Origin of the sequence: Streptomyces sp. NPDC048650, from assembly GCF_043199095.1 — a bacterium.
GTDB lineage: Bacteria > Actinomycetota > Actinomycetes > Streptomycetales > Streptomycetaceae > Streptomyces.
This window is the reverse complement of record NZ_JBICVM010000003.1, coordinates 68,626-90,252: the sequence shown is the minus strand read 5'-3', so window position 1 is coordinate 90,252 and position 21,627 is coordinate 68,626. Positions and strand designations below refer to the sequence as shown.

Below are 21,627 nucleotides of genomic sequence, written 5' to 3'. Positions count from 1 at the left end.
CCGCGTCCCTGCCGCGTCACTGCCACTGACGCTTGAGGACCACCGTTTTGGCCGCCTTGTCGTGGAAGCACTGGCGGAACGGTGCGTTCCAGGTGCAGGACAGCACATTGACCAGTCCCAGGATCGGCACCATGCCCAGGCCCAGGTAGGCGAGCCAACGGCCCAGGGCGGTGCCGAATCCGATCTTCCGACCGGTCTCGAGGCGGACGACGCGCAGGCCGCAGATGGCCTTGCCGGGGCCGCCGCCCCTCGCCGTCGTCAGTGGTTCGTAGAGGAGGCCGATGAGGAGCACCCAGGCGAGGGCTCCGAGATACAGGGGGACCTCCTCGTCGTAGACGAGGCCGATCTTGCGGCTGAAAATGAGCACCGGCAGCACGCCGAACGACAGCAGCACACTGAGGATCAGCTGGTCGATGAAGCGGGCGAGCAGGCGCATCCCGGGGTCCGCGAGTGCCTGCGGGGGCGGGCCCTGCGGCTGTCCCGGCTGCGGCGGCACGGACTGCGGAGGGGCGTGGAAGGGCGCCGCGGGCTGGGGCGCGAAGGGCTGGGGCGGTATGCCCTGCGGAGGTCCGTACTGCGGCTGCGTGGGGCCGTAGCCAGGGCCGGGAGGGCCGGGTGGCGGCTGGAAGGTACTCACAGGCCATGATCCAAGCCCATGCCGCCGGGCCGTGACAACCTGGCCGTCCGGTGCCGCAACGCAACGGGCCGGTCAGCAGCTCGGGACCGGGGCGCCCTTGGTCTGGAGGGCGGTCAGGGCCTTGACGGCGCCGTCGAGCGTGGTGACGGGGACCAGCCGCATGCCCTTGGGGAGCTCCGCGCGGGCGTCCGCGCACTCCGCTTTGGGGACCAGGAAGACGGTGGCGCCGTCGCGGTGCGCGGCCTGGGTCTTGAGCGCGACGCCGCCGACCGCGCCGACCTTGCCGTCCGCGGCGATGGTGCCGGTGCCCGCGATGGTCCGGCCGCCGGTCAGATCGCCGCCCTTGCCGCTGCCGGAGAGCTTGTCGACGATGCCGAGGGCGAACATCAGCCCGGCGCTGGGCCCGCCGACGTCCGCGAGGCTCAGCTTGACCTTGATGTCCTTGGGCGACCTGCCCAGCCGGTCCAGCGCGGCGGCCGTGGCGCTGTCCTGGGACTGCCGCATCTGCCGGGCGTTGTGCTCCGCGATCTCCTCGGTGCTGCCGCCCACCGGATAGACCGCCTCGCGCGGCATCGCCGCCTCGTCCGTGCGGAACCAGGCCCGCAGGATGTCCGACAGGTGGACCGAGGCGTCCGGGCCGGTGGCGACGATGGAGGTCATCCGCAGCTGCCCGGCCGTCCTGCGGGTGCCGGCGCCGGTGATGGTGATCACCGGCTTGCCCTTGTCGCGGCCGAGCACGTTCGCCGTCATTCCGGGATAGGCGACGGAGTACGGCAGCGGCACGAGGGCCACGGCGACGAGGAGGGCGAGGACGAGGGCGGTGCAGACCGCCAGGGTGCGGGTGCGTGCAGACACCCCGCCAGCCTAGATGACCCCCGCACCACCAGCCCCTCAAGGCGCTGCGGCCTCACCACACGGCCACGGCGCCTTCACAGGACATGGTGCCGGGACGCACGGCGGGGCGCGGCACCGGAGGCGGGATGCGCACCGGGGACGGCACCGGGGTACGGGCCCCGGCGCCGGGGCGGTCCGCGGCCTCAGCGCAGCGCTTCGGCGACCTCCTGGGCCGCCTCGACGACCCGTGTCCCGATCCGGTCGGAGACGGTGTCCGCGAGCATCACCACGCCCACGCTGCCCTCGATGCCGCTCACCCCCAGCAGCGGCGCCGCTGCGCCGCTGGCGCCGGCCTCCAACTCCCCGTGGGTCAGGGCGAGTCCGGCGTCCTGGATGCGGCCCTGGCGGGCCTTGAGGATGGCGCGGCCGGCGGCCCCGCGGTCCAGCGGATGGCGGAACCCGGCGCGGTAGGCGACGTGGTAGTCGGTCCAGGTGGGCTCCACCACGGCGACGGCGAGCGCTTCGGCGCCGTCGACGAGGGTGAGGTGGGCGGTGGCCCCGACGTCCTCGGCGAGCGAGCGCAGCGCGGGCAGCGCCGCCTCTCTGACCAGCGGGTGCACCTGACGGCCCAGGCGCAGTACGCCGAGGCCGACTCGGGCCCGGCCACCGATGTCGCGGCGCACCAGAGCGTGCTGCTCCAGGGTCGCCAGCAGCCGGTAGACCACGGTGCGGTTGACGCCGAGCTTGTTGGAGAGCTCGGTGACGGTCAGCCCGTGGTCGGTGTCGGCGAGCAGCTTGAGGACCCGCAGTCCCCGGTCGAGCGTCTGGGAGGTCTCCGCTGTCACGACGCCCCCTCCTGGTTTGAGTGGCGGCGCTCGGGCGCGACGCGCTGCAGGTCCCGCTGCAGCGCGCGCAAGAGGCCGCCGGCCACATGGCACCGGCTGCGCTCCGCGGCGGCGCTGCCACGGGGCGTGTGCGTGACCGGGACAGTAGCGAGCAAGTCCGGTCAGCGGAAGAGTCCGTCCAGAATCCGGGCTTTCGCGCCCGGATTATCCGGGATGGTCCCAGGAATGGCGGAGGGCGGCGCACCCTGAAAGGTGCGCCGCCCAAGGGGTGGGACGCGGCGTCCGGTTCGGGCCGCTGGTCCCGGAGAGGCTGCCGGCGGGGGTCGCCCGAGGGGCTCGTCCCGGCAGGTCAGTGCATCCGCGTGGCCCACTCCCGGACCTTCTTGATCCGCTCGTTGAGCTGGCCGGCGGTGGCCTCCGCGCTCGGCGGGCCGCCGCACACCCGCCGCAGCTCGGTGTGGATCACACCGTGCGGCTTCCCGCTCTGGTGCACATACGCGCCGACCAGCGTGTTCAGCTGCTTGCGCAGCTCCAGCATCTCCTTGTGCGAGACCACCGGCCGCCGCTCGGCGGGCAGCTCCAGCAGATCGGCCTCGGCGTCCGGCCGCTTCTTGCTGTGCGCGATCTGCCGGGCCTGCCGCTTCTGCAGCAGCATCTGCACCTGGTCCGGCTCCAGCAGCCCGGGGATGCCGAGGTAGTCCTGCTCCTCCTCGCTGCCCGCATGGGCCTGCATGCCGAATTCGGCGCCGTCGTAGAGGACCCGGTCGAAGACCGCCTCCGACTCCAGTGCCTCGAAGGAGAACTGCTCCTGCTCCCCGGTGTCCTCGTCCTGCTCCTTGTTCGCCTCGTCCATCTCCTGCTCGGACTCGGCGTAGGGGTCTTCCTCCCCGTCCTTCTTCGGCTTGTCGAGCACATGATCGCGCTCGACCTCCATCTCGTTGGCGAAGCCGAGCAGCATGGGGACGGTGGGCAGGAAGACGGAGGCCGTCTCGCCGCGCCGCCTCGACCGTACGAAGCGGCCCACGGCCTGGGCGAAGAACAGCGGTGTGGAGATGGTCGTCGCATAGACCCCGACCGCGAGGCGCGGCACGTCGACGCCTTCCGACACCATCCGCACCGCGACCATCCACCGGTCGTCGGACGCCGCGAAGTCGTCGATGCGCTGGGAGGCGCCGGAGTCGTCGGACAGGACGAGGGTGGCGCCGCGCCCGGTGATCTCGCGGATCAGCTTGGCGTAGGCGCGGGCCTGTTCCTGGTCGGAGGCGATCACCAGGGCGCCCGCGTCCGGAATGGACTTGCGGACCTCGGACAGCCGCTGGTCGGCGGCGCGCAGGACGTTGGGCATCCAGTCGCCGCGCGGGTCCAGGGCGGTCCGCCACGCCTGCGAGACGGCGTCCTTCGTCATCGGCTCGCCGAGCCGGGCCGCGATCTCGTCACCCGCCTTGGTCCGCCAGCGCATGTTGCCGCTGTAGGAGAGGAAGATGACGGGCCGGACGACGCCGTCCCCCAACGCGTTGCCGTAGCCGTAGGTGTAGTCGGCCGAGGAGCGACGGATTCCGTCGTTGCCCTCCTCGTACGTCACGAACGGGATCGGGTTGGTGTCGGACCGGAAGGGCGTACCGGTCAGCGCGAGCCGCCGGGTGGCCGGCTCGAACGCCTCCAGGCACGCCTCACCCCACGACTTGGAGTCACCGGCGTGGTGGATCTCGTCCAGGATGACCAGGGTCTTGCGCTGCTCGATGCGGTTGCGGTGCAGCATCGGCCGGACGCCGACGCCCGCATAGGTGATCGCGATGCCGTGGTACTCGCGGCCCAGCGGGCCCGCGCTGTACTCGGGGTCGAGCTTGATCCCTATCCGGGCCGCCGCCTCCGCCCACTGCTTCTTGAGGTGTTCGGTCGGTGCGACGACCGTCACCTGCTGCACGACGTGGTGGTGCAGCAGCCAGGAGGCGAGGGTGAGTGCGAAGGTCGTCTTGCCGGCGCCGGGTGTGGCGACGGCGAGGAAGTCTCTGGGCTGGGTCTCGATGTACCGGTCCATGGCCGCCTGCTGCCAGGCGCGCAGCTTGTTCGCGGTACCCCAGGGTGCCCGTCCCGGGAAGGCCGGGGACAGGTGGTGGTTGTTGGTGGCGCTGGTGGTGGTAGTCACGGTCTCCGTCGGGCTGAGTCGGCGATCGGCAACCGCGTCAGCCTATCCGCTGCGTTGTGCCGCCGGCCCACGTGCCCGACCGTCCCGTCGTGGGGGGCTGATCGCCGTGGGGGGCCGCGGCGGGCGGTGCCGCTGCGCGGGGCTGATCAGCTGCGGGACCGGATCTTGGGACTCCGTCCTGCGGTCCCGGTCCCTTCGGTCGGAGGGGTGGGGAAGGCCGGTGGGACGTACGCGAGCGGTCGGGCGCACCGTGTGGATCCGGTCACAGTGCCGGACCCGTGACGCTCGCCGCAGGGCCCCTGCGCCCTGGAAGTGCAGCGCGCCCCTCAGGACTTCGGGCGCAGCCGGCCCGCGACGGCGGCGCCCGCGAGCGCGACCAGTGCCATCGCCGCGAACACCGCCACGAAGGCCGTCGGCGGGACCGCGTCCGCAGCGCCGGCGGCTCCGGCGGCTCCGGCGTTGCCGCCGAACGCCACGAACAGCGCACCGCTCGCCCCCACGCACGTGACATTGCCCAGGGCGTCCGACATCTGGAGGGACGCGGAGTTGCTGCCCGCCTCCGCCGGCCGGGACAGCTTCAGCAGCAGGACGCCGCCGCTGGAGATGTTCAGGCCCATGCCGAAGCCGCCGAGCGTCCACGCCGCCGCGACGATCGCGGCCGGGACCCCGTCGACCAGCGCCAGCGGGACCGCGGCGACGGCGGCGGCCAGGAAGACCATGCCCAGGCCCATCAGCCGCTCGCGGTGCGCCTCGAAGCGGGGGCGGCTCTGGACGTACGAGCCGAGCGCCCAGGTCAGGCCGCCGCCGGTGAGGGAGAGGCCGGCGAGGGTCGCGGACAGGCCGCGCTGGGTGACCAGCATCAGCGGGATGAAGCTCTCCGCGGCCACCAGCGCTCCCGTGGCCAGGCCGCGGATCAGGATCACGGACGGCAGGCCGCGCGCCGCCCGGAACGTGCCGCGCGGCAGCAGCCGCACGATGGCCGGCACCAGCAGCGCGGCCCCGGCGGCCGCGGGCAGCAGCGCCGGCCAGGTGGGGTGTTGGCCCGCGTACTGGAGCAGACCGGCGCCGGCCGCGACGGCCAGCGCGAGCAGACAGCGCCGGCTGCCGAGGATGTGCCGCGCGCCGGCGGCGTCGCCGGGGTCGGTGTGCGGCAGCTTGCGCAGCGCCGGGAGCATCACCGCGAGCGGCAGCAGTATCAGGGCGGGGATGGAGAGGAAGACCCAGCGCCAGCCGAGGTGTTCGGTGACGGTGCCGGAGACCAGCGGGCCGACGATCACCGGCACCACCCAGGCCGCGGAGAAGGACGCCATGATCGACGGGCGCAGCCGCTCGGGGTAGGCGCGGCCGACCACGACGTAGAGGGAGACGATGACCAGTCCGCCGCCGATGCCCTGCACCCCGCGGCCCGCGACGAACATCCCCATGGTCCCCGCGCCGCCGGCGATCAGCAGCCCGGCCCCGAACGCGGCGATCCCCGTGAACAGCGGCGCGAGCGGCCCGCGCCGGTCGCTCCACTCGCCCGACAGCGCCATGGCGAACAGGCTCGCCGTGAAGAAGGCGGAGAAGGCCAAGGCGTAGAGCCCGATGCCGTCCAGGGCGCGGGCGGCGACGGGCATCGCGGTGTTCACGGCGCTCGCCTCGAAGGCGACCAGCGAGATGACGGAGACGATGCCCAGGGTCAGCGCGCGGTACGGGCCGGCGAGGACCCCGTCGGTGCCGTCCGCCGCCGGGGCCCGGGGTGGACCCGGTGGGGCGGGGCGGTCGTCGGGGGCGGCGACTCCGGTGTCGCCCGGGTGGGGGTGGTCAGCGGTCATCGGGCCAGGGTAAGGGCCGTACTGCGGCTGCACCCCTGTCCGGGGGTGGGGATCCCCTCGGTCATGGGTCCTACGCCGCGGTCGGGCGCCGAGCCCGTCGGGGCGCGATCCGTATCGGGCAAGCTGTCCTTATGCCGCACTTCCGTACGTACGACGATGCCGAGCTCCACTACCGCGTGCTCGGCCCGGCCGACGCCGCGCTGCCGCCGCTGGTGTGCCTGGCCGGCGGGCCCGGCCGGGACGCCGCCTATCTGGGCGACCTCGGCGAGATGGCCGCGCACCGGCAGCTGATCATCCCGGACAGCCGCGGCACCGGCGATTCGCCGCCCGCCGCCGATCCCTCCCGGTACGCCTTCCCCCGGCTCGCCGAGGACCTGGAGGCGCTCCGCGCACATCTGGGCCTGGAGCGGTTCGCGCTGCTCGGGCACGACGCGGGGGCCACGCTGGCGCAGGCGTACGCGGCGATGTACCCGCAGCGGCCGACCCGGCTGGTGCTGGTGTGCCCCGGCTCCCGGCTGCAGGGCGAACTCACCGACGACGCGCGGGAGATCTTCGAGGCGCGGGCGGACGAGGAGTGGTGGCCGGCCGCTTCGGCGGCGGTGCAGCAGCTGGCCGAGGCGTCCGATCTGAGCGAGGTGCGGGAGCTGCTGTTCGCCGCGGCGCCGCTGGCCTACGGGCGGTGGGAGGAGCCGCAGCGGGCCCATGCGGCCGCGGAGGGCGCGCAGTTGGGGCCGGTGCCGCGGGCCGGGTTCTGGCAGGGCGTGGACGAGCAGGCCCGGCTCGCGTTGTTGGCGGGGCTGGCGCGGGTGACGTGCCCGGTGCTGGTGGTGACCGGGGACCGGGACGCGGTGACCGGTATGCGGGCGGGCGAGCTGGTGGCGTCGTCGCTGCCCGGCGCGACGGTGCGGCCGCTCCACGGGGTGGGGCACTACCCGTGGGTGGACGAGCCGGAGCTGTTCGGGTCGGTGGTGGAGGACTTCCTGCGGACGGCGTGAGCGCGCCCCGGGCCGGGCGCCCGGCCGGCCCACCGTGCCCGCGTACGCACCTGCGCCGATGGCGGGCGTATGAACGCTCCGTGCCAGGGCGCCGGAAGCCATGGACTCCTCGCCTCCCCCGCCTTAGCCTCGTCCGCCGTTGCCGACGGATGAAGGAACTCGCATGCAGACAAGGCTCTTTGGGGTTCGTGAGGGGCACGGCGGGCGGCGCGGACGATGGCCCGGGGCGCGCGCCGGGGCGGCTCTGGCCGCCCTGGTCCTGGCCCTCCCCGCCACCGTGGCGCTCGCCCCGGCCGCGCAGGCGGCGGGCATACCGCCCGCACCCGGTCACCGGCTGGTACCCGGATACGAGGGCGCGCCGGCCACCGCCGACCCGCTCCCCGCGGACCAGGCCCCGCCGCAGCACCCCTACCTCGCGCCCAACGGGCGGGCCGGGATGCACGGCGACGGCGCGAGCAGCGACACCCACCCCTTCCCCGGACCGCTGGGCGACCACCCCGCCGTCAGCAGCCGGCGGATGGCGGCACTCGGCGGCGAATGCGCGACCGTCGCCTTCGACCGCGGCGGCCGCCTACTGACCGTCTGCGGCACCTTCCGGGGCTTCCGGCTCAAGCTGCTGGACCCCAGGAGCCTGGACACCCTGGCGGAGTACCGGCTGCCGCAGCGCCCGTCCACCGTCGAGGCCCTGACCCGCCTGGACTTCTCCAAGATCTTCAAGGACACCTCGGGCGGTGCCTACTTCTTCCTCGACCGTCAGGACCGGGTCGTCCTCGCCGACTCCCGCCAGCACGTCCTGCGACTGTCCCACTCCCGGGCGGCCGACGGCTCCTGGCACTTCACGGTCGACGACGACTGGGATCTCACCCCCTACGTCCCGCACGACTGCATCGGCTGGACCAACCTCCATCCGCGCGGTGACTGCGATCCGGTCACGTCCGTCCAGCCCGACTGGGACGGCCGGATCTGGTGGGTCACCCGGAAGGGCCGGATCGGCACCATCGCACCGGGCAGCGGCGCGGTGCGCAGCGTGCGGCTGCCCGGCGAGGAGATCCAGAACAGCTTCTCGGCGGCCGAGGACGGGGTCTCCATCGTCTCCGACCACGCCCTCTACAGCCTGCGCGCGGACGACGACGGCACTCCGCGTGTGCAGTGGCGGCGGGCCTACGACCGCGGCACCGGCAGCAAGCCCGGCTCCGTCAACCAGGGTTCCGGCACCACGCCCACCCTCCTCGGCGACGCCGCCCATCCCTATGTGGCGATCACCGACAACGCCGACGACCGGATGAACGTCCTGGTCCTCCACCGCACCGGCCCGGACGCCGGCCGCCTGGTCTGCAGGGTGCCGGTCTTCGGCTCCGGCGCATCCACCACCGACAACTCCCTCATCGGTTACGGCAACAGCCTCGTCGTCGAGAACAACTACGGCTACGAGAACGTCACGTCGCTGCTGCTGGGCAAGTCGGTGGTCGGCGGCGTCAGCAGGATCGACATCCGCCCCGACGGCAGCGGCTGCGACACCGTGTGGGAGAGCGGCGAACGCGCCCCCTCCAGCGTCGCCAAGCTCTCCACCGCCAACGGGCTGCTGTACTTCTGCACAAAGGAGCCCAACCGGCTGGGCATCGACGCCTGGTATCTGACCGCCGTCGACTTCCGCACCGGCCGCACCCGCTTCAAGCGCCTGACCGGCACCGGACCGCTCTACGACAACAACTGGGCCCCGATCACACTGGGCCCGGACGGCACGGCCTACTCCGGCGTCTTCAACGGCCTGGTCGCGGTACGGGACGACGCACCGCAGGACTGACCCCGCCCGGCCGGTTCATGGAGGGGGCGCCGCCCCCTCCATGAACCCCGTGTTGCAGCCTCATGGCAGCCCGCCGCAAGCCCTTGCCCCGCCCCCCGCCCGGCGCCGTAGTGTCGACAGCAACACCGCAACACCGCAACACCGCAACACCGCAGCACGACCCGGCCGTGTGCCCGAGTGGTTCAGGGGCTCGCCTGCAAAGCGAGTTACGTGGGTTCGAATCCCGCCACGGCCTCTGGTGGCTTGACCAGGCAAAACGAAAGGGCGGCACCCCAAGCGGGGTGCCACCCTATTGGCCGTCCGTCTCAGTTGCCGTCTCAGTTGGCCGGTACGAGGGCGCCGGCCGCGCCGTCGTCGTCATCGTCCGGCCTGTCCGTCTCGGGCTTCCAGATCAGACCGTCGACCTGCCTCGCGATGTCGACCCGTACCTCGTTGACCATGTGCTGATACCGGGCGGCCATGGCCGTAGTCGACCATCCCATGAGGCCCATGACGGCCCGCTCAGGCACACCGAGGATGAGCAGAACCGTCGCGGCCGTGTGGCGAGCGTCGTGCAAGCGCCCGTTACGCACCTTCTCCTCAGTCAGCAGAGCCTTCCACGCGGCCCAATCCTCACGGTGGGAGGGGACGCGGCCGTGCTCGTTGGGGAACACCCAACCGCCCTCATCCCAGCGCTTCCCGGCGGCTTCACGCTCGGCGTCCTGCGCCACGCGATGGGCCCGCAGCAGGTCTACGAGCTGTTCGGGGAGACCGACCGCCCGGCGGCCGGCCCGCGATTTGGTGGTGGATGTCTCCGGGTTGGTGCGCCGCCGCTGTGGACAGTACCCGGCGGCCTTGCGTCCGCAGGGCTCCTCGCATCCGTGGGCATACTGAGGGCGGTGACGGCTGCGACGGACCACCAGGAATCCGCCGTCAAGGTCTACGTCCTCCCACTTCAGTCCCAACACTTCTCCCTGCCGCAGCCCGAGAGCGAGAGCAACGGCCCAGCGCGCAGAGTTGCGGTGCCGATCGGCAGCCTTCAGCAGGCGCTGCACCTCTTCCACGCTGTAGGGCTCCACTTCGTACTCCCCCACCTTCGGCGCCTTGGCCAGCTCAACAGGGTTCTTGCCAAGGTGTCCGCGCCGGACGGCCTCATTCAGTGCGACCCGCAGTGTGCGATGCGCCTGGTGAGCAGTCGCGGGCTTGCTGCCGTTGGCCTGCATCTTCGAGTAGAACGCCTCGATGTGCTCGGGCTTGAGCCTGTCGAGGCGGTGAGCGCCCAGACCGGGGGTGAGGTGCTTCCGCACGGCGACGCCGTACCCCACCATCGTGTTGTCGTTGACCGCGAGGGGCGCGACGTTCTCGATCCAGTGCGTCAGCCACGTCTTGACCGTCCAGGGCCGGCCCGCCTTGCGGATGGTCTTGGCGTCGCGATCCCGTTCCAGTTTCCGGACAGCCTTCACCACCTCGGTTCGGGTCTTGCGCTCGACGTGGCGGCGGTCGGGCGTGCCGTCGTCCCGTACTCCGACGGTGACGCGGCCGTGCCATTTCCCGTCCTTGCCCAGGTAGATGGAGGATTCACCGTTGGCGCGCCGGGTGCGCTTCTTGTCGTCCGCCACGGGCGGGGCTCCTTCAGGTTGTGGAGAAACGACCGGAGCGCCACCCCGGTTGTGGGGTGGCGCTCCGGTGAGGGGTGGGTCAGGCCGCGTGCCGCTCAGCGCGTCGGCGGGCGAGGTATGCGGCCGGCGCGTCGGCGGGGACGCGGCGGAGGTGGCCGACCAGCAGCGACTCCAGCGCGCCGGTGCGGATGAGGGCGAAGCAGGTGGTCCTACCGATGGAGAGTCGGCGGGCGGCCTCTTCGACAGTGAGCAGGACGAGGGTGGAATCAACAGCAGCGATGTTGGACGTGTCCATGTCGAGATCCCCTTCGATCAGGGCTGGCTGTCCGAGGTACGGATTTCTGCGTCACCGCGTCATCTGCGTCATTCAGGCTTCTGGCCTGCGGTTTTGGGTGACGTAGGGGTTCTGGGGTGCGTCATCGGGTGACGCTGGCTTTCGTCGCCGGGTGACGCAGGTGACGCAGGTGACGCAGGATGACGCAGGCCCGGCCGTTCTGCGTCACCGCTGTTGCGGCTGGTCAGGGGCCGGTTTCTGGTCTTGGGTGACGCGGGTGACGCAGCGTCTCTTCTCTTAGGAAAAAGAAGGGGGTGTCTGTTGTGGTCTCTGCGGCTCAAGGCCTGAAGAAGGAGCCGCTGCGCGGCGCGACCATCGGGCGGCGCATGGCGCCGAACAGCAAGAAGAGCACCCCCGGCGTGGTGCGAGGTGGTGCTCTTCTTGCTTGTTTCCGCGATTGTGGTGCGCTGGTCAGAGCATCGGGTCTTGCTGGTGTGGCGGTGGGGTGGGGCGGCGGGTCATCTCGATGTAGCGGCCCTCTTTGGTGCGGCCCCAGTCGATCAGGACACCCCGGGCGGCGAGGGTCGGTTGAAGCCGCTTGAGGCGGTCGGAGAGGACCTTGCCCGTGGTGGGCCAGCCCTTGGGCAGAGGACGGCACTCGTCCCCTGCGTAGAGGCCGGTGAGGCAGTACAGCCACCCGGACGACGTCAGCCGCGCCTCCTCGCCCGCGGTAAGGCCGTCGGCGTGCTTGAGCACGGTCTGCGCAAGGAGGTCTCCCTCAATGACGTCGTCGTTCAGGTCATCCAGGCTGGCCCGGTAAGCCCTCAGCGCCCCCAGACCTTTTGCCGCGTCGATCTGCGCGCACACGTGCGCGAAGTCCGCCATCCGCAGATCGGTGGGGGTCTCCGCCTCGGCGGCGCGAACCTGGACCGCCAAGTCCAGAAGAGACCCGAACACCACGGGCAGAACCTCCGCGTACTCCGCCCACAGCTCCGCCTCCGTGCGCCGGACCTTCGGCCGCTCCAGCCGCAGCGGCAGGAGCCGTTCGGCGAGGTCGGGCCGGATGACACCCACATCGATGCCCGTCAGCAGCAGGGGCCGGCGGTAGCCGACGCGGAACACGTCCCCGTCAGTGAAAAGAGCGCGCTTGACGTTTTCGGCACCGGTGACGATGCAGCACATGGCATCGGACAGGTCCGGGGTCATGTGGGAGAGGTTGTCCAGAGCAGTGATCCATCCGGCCGCCACCGCCGCGAGGAGGTTCTCCTCGTCCTTCGGGGCGCGCCGCAGGTCGCCGCTCATGCCCTCGATGATCCGCAGGAGCATCCGCCCCCCGGTGGACTTGCCCGCGCCCTGGGGACCGGTGAGAAACGGGGCGGGGACAGGCACGGACGGGCTGAGACAGCCGACGAGCCAGGCGAGGGCCAAGACCTCGGTCTCGGCGGTGGCGAAGTTGCACAGCCGCATGAGGAGGTCGATGCCCTTGCCGTCGGTGTCCTTGGCCGGGAGGGGCAGTTCCCCGGTGAGCTGGGTGCGCCGCCAGCGGACCTCCTGCGGGTCGGGGGTGAGGATGTCCCAGCCGGTGGGGTGGATGCGTACGGACTGTCCGTCGTTGCGGCCCAGGTCCAGCCAGGTTGCTCCGTCGAAGCCGGGGGCGACGCGGATGTGGACGGGCTGCACGTCCTCTTCCAGCGCGAGTGCTTCGATCAAGTCCAACGCCTCCTTCATGGCGGTCCCGTTGAATACACCGCGCCCGTCCTTGTACAGGCCGACCATGAGTTCCTGGCGGTGGCTTCCCGTCGTGCCCTGGGAACGGATCGGGCGGGCGACGGGGTGGCCGTTCTTCTGCGCGTACACGGTTCCGTCGGCGGTGCGGAAGTACCGGAAGTGCGCCTGCGCGTAGTCGGTGATGACCTCGCGGGCGGGGTTCTTTTCGTCGTCGGCCACGGTCACAGTCCCAGCCGGCTGTGGGCGTTGGTCCAGGCGTCGGTGCAGTGCCGGGGCGATTCGCCCTTGGCCTGAGCGGCGGTGAACAGCCGCGCGACGTGGGTCGCGGTCAGGCAGCCACACCGGCCGTGCGTGGAGAGCACGGCGAGGAACGTGCGGAAGACGGTCGTGTGGACCTCACTGCACGCATTAGTGATGCGCTGCTCTGCCATGGCGATGCCACGCTCCAGGTAGGTGGGCGTGCGGTGAGGGCACGGCCCGCCCCCGACCGATCCGGGCACGGTGATGGCGCCGCGTGCGGGCCGGACCGGCGACGGCTCCTTGACGATCACGGCGCGCACGGTGTCCGGCAGGGCGGTCATGGTGCCGTTGCCGGGCCCGAGCCACCGGGCGTAGGACATGGTCGACTTGATGTCGACGCCGGGCCGTACAGCGTTCGCGGAGGGCATCTCACCCCGGTAGATCCAGTGCTCACCCCGCGTCGTCAGCACTTTGCGGGTGGCGGGCAGGGCCTCACGGGCCCATGCGACGGCCGCCGCGTCGTCCAGGTCGAGCACCGTCAGTCCGGCCCCGCCGGGGTGATAGGCGACGGCCGCCGCCTCACGCCACGCGGACGCCCAGGCCGATGAGGTGAGAACGCGGGGGTCGGTGGTGGCGGCGGCCCAGCCGTGGCAGGGCCGGGGGCACCGGCAGGGGCCGGCGGCCTTCATGTGGGGCCGGTCCCCGCAGGTGCTCTTCTTGCAGGCCCGGCAGTTTCCGAAGGGCAATTTCTCGGCCCGCAAAGGCAGCGCCGGAATGTCGGCGGCGGCCAGGGCGAGGGCTACTCGCCGAATGTCGGTGGGTTGGGTCATTCTGGGTGTCTCCTCTTCATGCTGGAGTTGGAGATCAGGGCGGCCGCTCTCTCGCCAAAGATCAGCGGCCGCCCTGGCTGTTGCTACTCGCAGTTGCAGTCGGGGCGTTCGCTGGAGCCGTCGGCGCCGCAGCCGCAGCAGTGCGGATAGGCGTAGGTCTCGTCCTCCATCGCGCACAGTTCGCAGTCGTTGAAGTCGTCGTCCTCGTACACGGATGCTCCTCAGCGGTAGTGGTCGTGGTGCCGCTTGCGCGGCTCCTCGGTCTGGCTCCAGCCCCTCTCGGGGCGGGGAGATTCGGGGGTAGCGGGCCCGGTAGATGGGCGGTAGCTGGGTGGTAGAAACCGCAGGTAGACGAGCGGGTAGACGGGGCTACGCCGCTCCTTGGGCCGACTCTTGGGAGCGGCTGTCGGGGAGGGGCTTGAGCAGCGTCAGTCGGGGGGCCTGGACGGGCTCGACAGCGGGCTCGGCGGGGACCTCGATGACGGCCTCGGCGGGGGTGGCCGGGGCGGTGCCGACGGGGGCTCCCCCGAAGGCCTTCTCCAGGGCCTCGGCGGGGCCCATGCCCAGGGCCTCCCTCACCCGGTCGAGACGCACTCCGTAATCGACCGCTCCAGCCACTTTCACGGACTTGGTGACGGGCAGCCCGGTCGCCTCCAGCCAGGTGCGCATCGCGGTCTTGTCCATCGCGTCGGGGGCGAGGAGGCCGACGTCCACGGCGGAGGTGAGGAGCGCGGTCACGTGAAGGCCGGGCCGACCCTGCTCCTCGAGCTCGACGAGCTGCTCCAGAACGTGACGGCCCAGCAGGTCACCAAGGGACAGGCCCTCGTCCTTGTCCTCAGCGCCGTCTTGGACATCCTCGTGCTCCTGGTCCTCGTCCTCGGCGGGTGCCGGGGGAGGAGCGACCATCCAGGCCGCCACCATCCAGGCCAGTCCCCCGACACCGGCGATCAGTCCGCGCCATGAGGTCAGGTGGTGGAGGTAGGGCGCGGCGACCGTTCCGAGGGTGCCGACCGCCCCGGCGGCCAGGAGGCCGCCCAGGGCGAGCATCGCGAGCGTCTCCAGGGCAGGACGGCGCACCGGCGCCACCGGCGGCGCCTTCACCTCCTCCGGCTCCTCCGGCTCGTCCTCGCCCTGGTGCTCGTCGGCGCCGGCCTTCTTCGACTTGCTCGTCCGGGTCTTGGCGGCCTGGGCGGTCTTGTCGGCCTTGGCCTGGGCCGCGGCTGTGGCCGACCCGTCGATGCTGGCCTGGTCCCAGGCCCAGGCCACCCCCCGGCCTGCGCACCGGCAGATCCGGCCTGCCAGGACCATGGAGCCGGACATCAGCGCCGTCAGGGCGACGCTGCTCCCCCGGGTGAGGGCCTGGACTTCGGTCAGCGCGCTCACATCGCCCCCAGGACACCGGCGAGCTTGACGGCCAGGGTCGAGCCGATGGCCCAGATACCGCCCGCCTGCGCGTAGATGACCCCGGCGGAAATGCCCAGAAAGGACGGCCACACCAGACGCTTCCACTTGAAGACGAACGTGCAGGCGGTCAGGGCCAGGGCGACGCCGCCCAGGCCGACGTCACCGGCCGCGCTCCCCTGGATCAGGGACGTCGGGACCTGAGCGACACCTTTGGCGACGTCGCCCCACATGGAGCCGGCGGCGATGGCCAGCGTGCCGAAGGCGATGCCGATTCCGCCGGCCTTGTCGCGGTCGAGGCTGATGCGGTCGCTGCCGCGCAGACCGGCGAGCAGGGTGATGCCGGTGGTCAGGGTCAGGCCGGACATCCCGACGCTGCCCAGGACCGGGCCGGCGGCCAGAACGACGGTGGTGGTCTCGGTGGTCATCACGTGAGGGCTCCTGGGGCGTAGAGGGCGGAGGAGAGGACGACGGTGGCGAGGGGGATGCGGGCGACCCAGCGAAGCGGCGGCCAGAAGTTGGAGGCGTTGCGGTCCAGCAGCCACCAACAGGCGGCACCGAGCGGGGCAACGGCCAGCAAGGGCGCCAGGAGGGTGGACCACGGGTGCGTGATGGTCATGACGTCCGCGATGAGCGGGGCGGTGCCCTGCCCCCACGAGGCGGCTCCGAGCGCGGCGGCCGTGCAGAGCGCCGGTCCTCCCGGCAGGCGGTGGAGGCGCACCAGCCGGGCGGCCTTCCACCCGGCCCAGGCCGCGACGCCGGTCAGGGCGAAGCGACCCAACTGCGGGATGGAGGCGGACATGCGGGCCACGAGGTGAGCACCGCCCATCGGGTCGCCGGTCACCGACCAGATGGCCAGGTGGCCGGCCGCGGCCGCCGCGGCGTTGAACGCCAGCCAGCGCAGCCGATTCGTCGGGGCCGTCGTCGCCTCGGCTTCGGCCTCGGCTTCGGGCGTGGTGTCCGCCTCGGCCTCGGGGTGGTTGGTTGGCGGCGTCGTCATGCCGCACCCCCGATGCGGTGGTGCAGCCAGGCCCGCACTCGCAGTTCGTCACCGTCCGGCCCGGCGATGACCGGGGGCCGGGCGGCGACGTAGCCGGGGGGCAGGGTGGCCGGCATCGCCGCGCTGAGCTCGGCGGGGTGACCGGGCAGGCGGGTGCGGGTGACGGGGCCACCGGCGGCGGTCCTGCGTGCAAGGCACCGGACCTTGCGCCGGTGGCGCAGGAGAGCGTGCAGGGTGCGGTTCACCGGCCCCACCTGCTCCGGCGGTCCTGGCGGGCGCGCTCGGCGTCCTCCCATGCCTGGCCCTGCCGATCGGCGGCCCGTGCATTGCGGTGGTGGGCCTCGCGACGTTTGCGCGCGGTCTTCTCGGAGGCCGACTCGCGGCCGCTGTAGGCGGTGTCGGCCATGGCGCGGTCGTTGCCGAACAGTCCGAAGAACGCCATCACCGCTCCCCCTTCTTGGTCTTGGGGGTGGCGGGGACGGGCTTGGGCTCGGTCTTGACCCAGCCGCCGCGGGAGGCCTGGTAGGTCGTCTCGTGGCGGGGGTCGGGGTGGCTTTCGGGCGCGATGGAGATACGGCGCAATGCCATGCTGGTACAGCTCCTTGTCATGGGGAGATGACCGGGTGCCGGCAGGCCCTGGAAAGCAGCCGGCACCCCGGTCGGAAAGGCGGCGCTCCCGGTCAGGCCCTGGAAAGCAGGCCGGGAGCACCGCAGAACCTCTCGGTGAGGTGGCGTGGTGGTTCAGATGGCGATGGCGGTGGGGAAGTCGGCGAGCTGGGGCTCGCGAGCGCGAACTCGGGCGCGGGCGGTGCGGGCGGTGGACTCGGAGGTGCCGAGGCCAGCCGCGGCCATCGCTTCGGTCATCCGGGCGGTGTTCGGCTGGGTGAAGTCCGTGCCGTACAGGGCGCGGATCAGTTGGTCGACGCGGTTGGGGTAGATCACCGGCATGCACAGGTCGACGGGCGTCGAGGTCTCCTCGACGGGGTCGACCAGTGCATCGACGGGCGTCGACGGCGCCTCGGTATCCGTCGCGCCTGGAAGAGGTTCGGGGAGCGGGACGGCCAGGGGCGGGGCGGAGACGGTGACCGGCTTGTCGGTCAGGACGGTGTCTTCTTCGACGGGCGTCGACGGGCGGTCGACGGCGTCGGCGTTCGCCTCGACGGGCGTCGAGATGCGGGCGGCGAGATAGGCGTGGACCTGCCGCATCAGCGCACCGAACGCGAGGAGCGCAGCGACGGGCGGAACGGCCGCGACCACATAATCGAGGCCCTTAGCGTGGTCGCCGACGCCCGCCACGTTCAGGGCGATGGAGCCGCCGGACCCTGCTGCAGCCAGCAGGATTGCCCATCCGTCGACCCGGTGGGCCAGGGAAGCCCGCAGGATGAGCAGTTCACCGATGACGATGAACAGGTCGACGGTGGCGGGCCAGGCCCACGATCGGGCCTGCGCGTCGGCCATGCCATGACGGGCGGCGACCTCCTGCAGATGCTCGTAGGACAGCCAGAACGCCGCAGCCGTCAAAACAACGGTCAGGACGCCCGCCAGCACGGCGATGACATAGCCGATGTCGACGGGCGTCGAAGGGCCGTTGACGCCCGTCGACCGGCCGTCGACGCGCTTCGATGCACCAGCTTCGGCGGCGGAGACTTCGTCGCTCATGCCTCGGTCTCCTCGGGCTCGTGGACCATGCCCAAGTGGCAGAGATGGCCGCTGGCCTCCTGGAGGTAGCCGCGCAGATCGTCCAGGGCGACGCGTGCATCCGCGAACGCCATCTCGGCGCCGTACGCGTGAATCCCGGGCACGGTCCCGTCGTCCGGGGCGAGAGTTCCAGCGGTCAGGTCGCGCATCACGCGCCCGTCCATGTGGTCGATTGCTTGCTGCAGCCGCGCGCACATCTCCACTAGGGCGATCACGGCGCGGCTGGCCTCGGGCGTGCTGTCGTATCCGCCGTCCATGGCGGCGTGGTTGTGCCGGCGCACCGCCTCGGATGCGGCCTGCAGGTGTTCGGCGGGGCTCAGGGACTCGTTCATGCCGCCTGCTCCTTCGCGGTTCCGGTCTGCCGGTAGCGACGAGCCGCCGCCGCACGAGCCGCTCGGCAAGCCGTGCACGGAATCTCGTCGCGCCGCCGGTGCCGTCCGTATCCACCGTTGGTGCCACACCCCGGATGCTTGGGCTGGCGTCCGGTGGCGGCTCGCCGGGCCGGAGGGCGGGGAAGACGGCGGGCGATCGCGGCCTGGGAGACGCCGTGCTCGGCGAGGATCCGGGCAGCCATGGCCCTCTCGTCCTCGGTCATCCCGGCCGGCGGCACGTCGTTGACGGCCCGCTCCACCGCGATCAGATCAACGCCGGCACGGTAGGTCTCCGTCGTCGAAACCCGGATGTACGAGTCAAGGACGGGCCTGGAAGTAAGGTCGGTCACGGGTCGTGCTCCTCTCGAATGGAACGGCCCACCAGCGGCTCCGGGGTGCATCCCGGAGCCGCGCGCCGTTGCAGAGTGGAAGCCGCACGCCAAAGGCGCCGGCGCAGCCGCCGAGTGGCGGCCGAAGTGCCCCAGCCAGGAGTCGAACCCGGCCTGCGACCATCAGGGCGGCAGCTGGTCAGTGCGGCTGGCGGTGCTCGCACGCCGAGCACTGCCAGCGGCGCGTGCCGTAGATGCGGATCGGCCGAACCGTCAGGCCGGCGGCACGGGCCTGGTCGGCCCACTGGGAGCAGTCGCCCAGCCACGTGAATCCGTCGGCGTCGATGGCCTGGTATCCCTTGCGCGACTTCATGAGCTCTCCTCGGATGCAGATCGAAAGGGCCGGGCACCCGCGGTCGGTGTGGTGCGCGGACGCCCGGCTGGAGACAGGTGCGTGGGTCAGAGCGATTTGCCGGGCTCACGCTGCGGCAACGGCGGCATCGGCTCGGCGGTGTCCGGCAGACGCTCGTGCTGGGGCTCGGGCTCCTTCATCGCTCACCGCCCTGAAGGGCCGCGGCCGCGTCGGCAGCAGCTTCGGCTGCGGCGGCGGCGCGGTTGGCCTCTTCCATGTGGTGCTGCCACGCGGGCTCGGCGGCCTGCTGCTCGGGGTTCTCGTTCATCACCGCTCACCTCCCGCCAGGACGAAGCGGAGGGCCTCGCCCGTGTCCGGGTCGGGGGCGGAGGAGTGCGTCCCCGGGGTGCGGGGTGTCATGCTGTTGGCGATCACGGGCAGTTCCTCTCTACGGGTGCCTGTGGCGCGCGCCGTCCGGGTGGCCCCCCGGGCGGCGCATTCGCCGTTGGAGCGTCGCGGCTCCCCTCAGCCCCGCCCGTACAGCCGTGGGCTGGACGGGCGGAGGAGGCAACCGGCCGCAGCGCCAAGCGCTGCGGAGTTGGTCGAACGCGGTGGCCCTACCAGGGGCCGCGGGTCTCGCATGGACGCGGGCCGTGCTCGGTCCGGGGAGTCCCCTCCCGGACGTCATGGCGACGAAAGGTTGGTGCCGCGTCGTTCTTTTGCGTCGTGGGGTGCCGGCCATCCGTACTTGCCATCAGCAATGAGCGCCCGGTTGGTACTGCACCGGGCCACCCCGAAGTGCTGGGCGTCTGACGGGTCATCGCACGTGCCGACTGCCACCAACAGAGGTGATGGCGCCACACGACGGGTCTCCACTCACCTCCAGCCGGTGACATCACGGCCGGTACTGCGGTGGTGGATCACGCTGTTCAGTTCACAAGCAACGACCGCTTCCTTTCGACCCGTTTCACGGGGCCGTCCGGGCGGCGTAGACCACGCGTTTGTGCAGGCCAAGGAGGCCACCTCATCCTGACCAACTTGGCTAGCCTGGTTGAGATGAGTACAACGTAGCCAGCTTGGCTAGTCACGTCAACACCTGACTAGCCTGGCTGTCCTGATCAAGGGAGGAGGACGTAGCATCGGGGCATGACCTTCACGCCCGAACCTCTGGATCCGGACGACGACCGGCCGCCGTATGAGCAGGTGGCGAGCAGTCTTGGCGCCGCCATTCGGACCAGGAAGCTAGGCCCCGGGGCTAAGCTCCCGTCGCACAACAAGCTGACCGAGCTGTACGGATTCGCCCGCGCCACGATCCAGCGAGCGCTCCGCGACCTGGAGGACGAGGGCCTCGTTGTATCCCGCAAGGGCAGCGGCGTGTACGTCCGTAACCGCACCGAACGGCCGGCCGGTCTCCGCCCATACGTCGAGCAGGCGTTTGCCAGCTCGGAGGTCTCGATCGACTTCGCCGGGTTCTCCAGCGAGACGCTGCACAGTGCGCTTCAGGAGCCCATCGACAAGATCCGCGTCGGCCGGCTGACACCGTCGAACATCAACATCCGCATCCTGGTGCCGGACATGTCGGTGCCGCACGCCGCGCCAGTGCGTCGCGAAGACGGAGCGGACGACCCGCGCCTACGCCGTCGCATGCACGACATGATGGTCGGCTTCACCCGCAGCATCGCCAACTCGATCCACGAGCTAAGCGTTCTCGGGCTGGTGGCGGAAACCAACGTGAGCGTGCGGGTCCACGGCGGCACGCAGTTCTTCAAGCTGTACGTGATCAACAAGGAAGACGCATTCTTCGGGTACTACCCCATCCGGCCCAACAAGGTGGTGGCCGAGGGAGAGGCCATAGAGATCTACGACCTGGTGGGAGCCGACGCCACGTTGTTCCACCACTCCGTGAACGAGGGCGAGTCGTCGAGTGGGGCTCAGCAGGTTGAGCAGGCCCGCATGTGGTTCGACAGCGTCTGGAACACCATCGGAAGGGACCTCGACCCTGATGGGAAGTAGCAAGCTCGCCGAGATCGCCGGAGCCACCAGCGGAGTCCTGTTCGACTTCGACGGGCCGATCTGCGACGTGTTCGCGGGTCGGCCCGCCCCCGGCGTCGCGCGGGAACTCACGGAGATTGTCGCCAAGCACGACGCGACACTTGGCGGTAAGGCGCACGGTGTCGACGACCCGATGGAGATCCTGCGTCTTGCCGACCAGGGCGGCGAGCCGGTCATCCGGGCAATCGAAGAATCACTGACCAAAGCCGAAGTGTCGGCCGTCAAGGTCGCGGGGCCGCCCGTCCCCGGTGCGGTCGCCGCCCTCGAAGCGGCGCACTCATCCGGGCGGAAGGTCGCCATTGTCAGTAACAATTCCACGGCCTGCGTACGGGCGTTCCTGATGCTGCACGGCCTTCGCCACCTGGTGCATGAGGTCATTGGACGCGCCGCCTACCGGCCGGATCTGATGAAGCCCGACCCCCATTCGCTGCTGCTCGCCGCCGCGCAACTTCGCGTGCACCCCTACAAGTGCACACTCATCGGGGACTCAGTGACAGACGTCGAAGCCGCTCGTGCCGCTGGAGCGATGTCCATCGGCTTCGCCAACAAGTCGCACAAGGGCATCGCCTTGGCTGAGGCAGGAGCCGATGCAGTGGTCGCCGACATGACCACTGTGGCCGACACTCTGGCATCGAGCCCGAAGCCGCGCGCCTAGAACGGACTGACTTGCCTGGTCAGT

Annotated in this window: 25 protein-coding genes and 1 tRNA gene; 5 read left to right on the top strand and 21 right to left on the bottom strand. The window is 71.3% G+C overall.

Translation table 11 applies throughout. The annotated features are described in order from the left end of the window. Window positions 1–16 precede the first annotated feature (16 nt). The 5 genes from ACGFML_RS09725 to ACGFML_RS09705 all read right to left on the bottom strand — a co-directional run bounded on the left by ACGFML_RS09725 (window position 17) and on the right by ACGFML_RS09705 (window position 6,276). Window positions 17–637 carry an RDD family protein gene (locus tag ACGFML_RS09725; protein ID WP_393541823.1) on the bottom strand — a complete coding sequence of 207 codons (621 nt, stop codon included), beginning with the start codon at window positions 635–637 and terminating at the stop codon, window positions 17–19. Between the two features lie 72 nt (window positions 638–709). Beyond that, complete coding sequence (locus ACGFML_RS09720; RefSeq protein ID WP_393541821.1) at window positions 710–1,492, bottom strand: S16 family serine protease; 783 nt, start codon at window positions 1,490–1,492, stop codon at window positions 710–712. 182 nt (window positions 1,493–1,674) lie between these two features. Then, complete coding sequence (locus ACGFML_RS09715; protein ID WP_393541820.1) at window positions 1,675–2,316, bottom strand: IclR family transcriptional regulator; 642 nt, start codon at window positions 2,314–2,316, stop codon at window positions 1,675–1,677. 349 nt (window positions 2,317–2,665) lie between these two features. Next, window positions 2,666–4,462 carry a DEAD/DEAH box helicase gene (locus ACGFML_RS09710; protein ID WP_393541818.1) on the bottom strand — a complete coding sequence of 599 codons (1,797 nt, stop codon included), beginning with the start codon at window positions 4,460–4,462 and terminating at the stop codon, window positions 2,666–2,668. 326 nt (window positions 4,463–4,788) lie between these two features. After that, a complete protein-coding gene (locus ACGFML_RS09705; RefSeq protein ID WP_393541816.1) occupies window positions 4,789–6,276 on the bottom strand; it encodes an MFS transporter in 1,488 nt (495 codons plus the stop codon). A 131-nt stretch (window positions 6,277–6,407) separates the two neighbouring features. On the opposite strand from ACGFML_RS09705, the gene ACGFML_RS09700 reads away from it, so the two are divergent. From ACGFML_RS09700 to ACGFML_RS09690, 3 genes are all read left to right on the top strand, one after another. Then, a complete protein-coding gene (locus tag ACGFML_RS09700; protein ID WP_393541814.1) occupies window positions 6,408–7,271 on the top strand; it encodes an alpha/beta fold hydrolase in 864 nt (287 codons plus the stop codon). A gap of 163 nt (window positions 7,272–7,434) precedes the next feature. Further along, window positions 7,435–9,075 (top strand): hypothetical protein, encoded by a 1,641-nt coding sequence (locus ACGFML_RS09695; protein WP_393541813.1) that lies wholly within the window; start codon window positions 7,435–7,437, stop codon window positions 9,073–9,075. A 163-nt stretch (window positions 9,076–9,238) separates the two neighbouring features. Beyond that, window positions 9,239–9,310, top strand: a tRNA-Cys gene (locus ACGFML_RS09690). 82 nt (window positions 9,311–9,392) lie between these two features. On the opposite strand, the gene ACGFML_RS09685 is transcribed toward ACGFML_RS09690, so the two are convergent. The 16 genes from ACGFML_RS09685 to ACGFML_RS09610 all read right to left on the bottom strand — a co-directional run bounded on the left by ACGFML_RS09685 (window position 9,393) and on the right by ACGFML_RS09610 (window position 19,224). After that, window positions 9,393–10,673, bottom strand: a complete 1,281-nt coding sequence (locus ACGFML_RS09685) for a tyrosine-type recombinase/integrase (protein ID WP_393541811.1) — start codon at window positions 10,671–10,673, stop codon at window positions 9,393–9,395. Between the two features lie 79 nt (window positions 10,674–10,752). After that, window positions 10,753–10,968 (bottom strand): excisionase family DNA-binding protein, encoded by a 216-nt coding sequence (locus ACGFML_RS09680; protein ID WP_393541810.1) that lies wholly within the window; start codon window positions 10,966–10,968, stop codon window positions 10,753–10,755. Window positions 10,969–11,418: 450 nt separating this feature from the next. Then, on the bottom strand, window positions 11,419–12,894 hold the full coding sequence (locus tag ACGFML_RS09675) for an ATP-binding protein (protein ID WP_393541808.1): 1,476 nt from the start codon (window positions 12,892–12,894) through the stop codon (window positions 11,419–11,421). Between the two features lie 2 nt (window positions 12,895–12,896). Beyond that, window positions 12,897–13,745: a bifunctional DNA primase/polymerase gene (locus tag ACGFML_RS09670; RefSeq protein ID WP_393541806.1), complete on the bottom strand. Its 849-nt coding sequence runs from the start codon at window positions 13,743–13,745 to the stop codon at window positions 12,897–12,899. Between the two features lie 83 nt (window positions 13,746–13,828). Continuing rightward, the gene (locus ACGFML_RS09665) at window positions 13,829–13,957 is read right to left on the bottom strand and encodes a hypothetical protein (protein ID WP_393541804.1); all 129 of its coding nucleotides are present in this window, start codon (window positions 13,955–13,957) and stop codon (window positions 13,829–13,831) included. A 157-nt stretch (window positions 13,958–14,114) separates the two neighbouring features. Then, window positions 14,115–15,128 carry a hypothetical protein gene (locus ACGFML_RS09660; RefSeq protein ID WP_393541802.1) on the bottom strand — a complete coding sequence of 338 codons (1,014 nt, stop codon included), beginning with the start codon at window positions 15,126–15,128 and terminating at the stop codon, window positions 14,115–14,117. Continuing rightward, window positions 15,125–15,574, bottom strand: a complete 450-nt coding sequence (locus ACGFML_RS09655; protein ID WP_393541800.1) for a hypothetical protein — start codon at window positions 15,572–15,574, stop codon at window positions 15,125–15,127. Before ACGFML_RS09655 ends, ACGFML_RS09660 begins: the two co-directional genes overlap by 4 nt. After that, window positions 15,574–16,146, bottom strand: a complete 573-nt coding sequence (locus ACGFML_RS09650) for a hypothetical protein (RefSeq protein WP_393541798.1) — start codon at window positions 16,144–16,146, stop codon at window positions 15,574–15,576. The genes ACGFML_RS09655 and ACGFML_RS09650 overlap by 1 nt, the downstream gene beginning before the upstream one ends. Continuing rightward, window positions 16,143–16,391, bottom strand: a complete 249-nt coding sequence (locus tag ACGFML_RS09645) for a hypothetical protein (protein WP_393541797.1) — start codon at window positions 16,389–16,391, stop codon at window positions 16,143–16,145. The genes ACGFML_RS09650 and ACGFML_RS09645 overlap by 4 nt, the downstream gene beginning before the upstream one ends. Further along, window positions 16,388–16,588, bottom strand: coding sequence for a hypothetical protein (locus ACGFML_RS09640; RefSeq protein WP_393541795.1), 201 nt, complete (start codon window positions 16,586–16,588; stop codon window positions 16,388–16,390). The genes ACGFML_RS09645 and ACGFML_RS09640 overlap by 4 nt, the downstream gene beginning before the upstream one ends. Further along, window positions 16,588–16,734 carry a hypothetical protein gene (locus ACGFML_RS09635; RefSeq protein WP_393541793.1) on the bottom strand — a complete coding sequence of 49 codons (147 nt, stop codon included), beginning with the start codon at window positions 16,732–16,734 and terminating at the stop codon, window positions 16,588–16,590. The genes ACGFML_RS09640 and ACGFML_RS09635 overlap by 1 nt, the downstream gene beginning before the upstream one ends. 153 nt (window positions 16,735–16,887) lie before the next feature. After that, entirely contained in the window at window positions 16,888–17,805 is a 918-nt protein-coding gene (locus ACGFML_RS09630) for a DUF2637 domain-containing protein (RefSeq protein WP_393541791.1), read from the bottom strand. Then, window positions 17,802–18,176: a hypothetical protein gene (locus ACGFML_RS09625; protein ID WP_393541790.1), complete on the bottom strand. Its 375-nt coding sequence runs from the start codon at window positions 18,174–18,176 to the stop codon at window positions 17,802–17,804. Before ACGFML_RS09625 ends, ACGFML_RS09630 begins: the two co-directional genes overlap by 4 nt. Continuing rightward, window positions 18,173–18,565 (bottom strand): hypothetical protein, encoded by a 393-nt coding sequence (locus ACGFML_RS09620; protein WP_393541788.1) that lies wholly within the window; start codon window positions 18,563–18,565, stop codon window positions 18,173–18,175. Before ACGFML_RS09620 ends, ACGFML_RS09625 begins: the two co-directional genes overlap by 4 nt. A 178-nt stretch (window positions 18,566–18,743) precedes the next feature. Further along, on the bottom strand, window positions 18,744–18,917 hold the full coding sequence (locus ACGFML_RS09615; RefSeq protein ID WP_393541786.1) for a hypothetical protein: 174 nt from the start codon (window positions 18,915–18,917) through the stop codon (window positions 18,744–18,746). A 175-nt stretch (window positions 18,918–19,092) separates the two neighbouring features. Continuing rightward, window positions 19,093–19,224, bottom strand: a complete 132-nt coding sequence (locus ACGFML_RS09610; protein ID WP_393541785.1) for a hypothetical protein — start codon at window positions 19,222–19,224, stop codon at window positions 19,093–19,095. An 818-nt stretch (window positions 19,225–20,042) separates the two neighbouring features. Between ACGFML_RS09610 and ACGFML_RS09605 the strand changes: the two genes are divergently transcribed. Next, window positions 20,043–20,909 (top strand): GntR family transcriptional regulator, encoded by an 867-nt coding sequence (locus ACGFML_RS09605; protein WP_393541783.1) that lies wholly within the window; start codon window positions 20,043–20,045, stop codon window positions 20,907–20,909. Then, entirely contained in the window at window positions 20,899–21,603 is a 705-nt protein-coding gene (locus ACGFML_RS09600; protein WP_393541781.1) for an HAD family hydrolase, read from the top strand. The genes ACGFML_RS09605 and ACGFML_RS09600 overlap by 11 nt, the downstream gene beginning before the upstream one ends. Window positions 21,604–21,627: the final 24 nt, after the last annotated feature.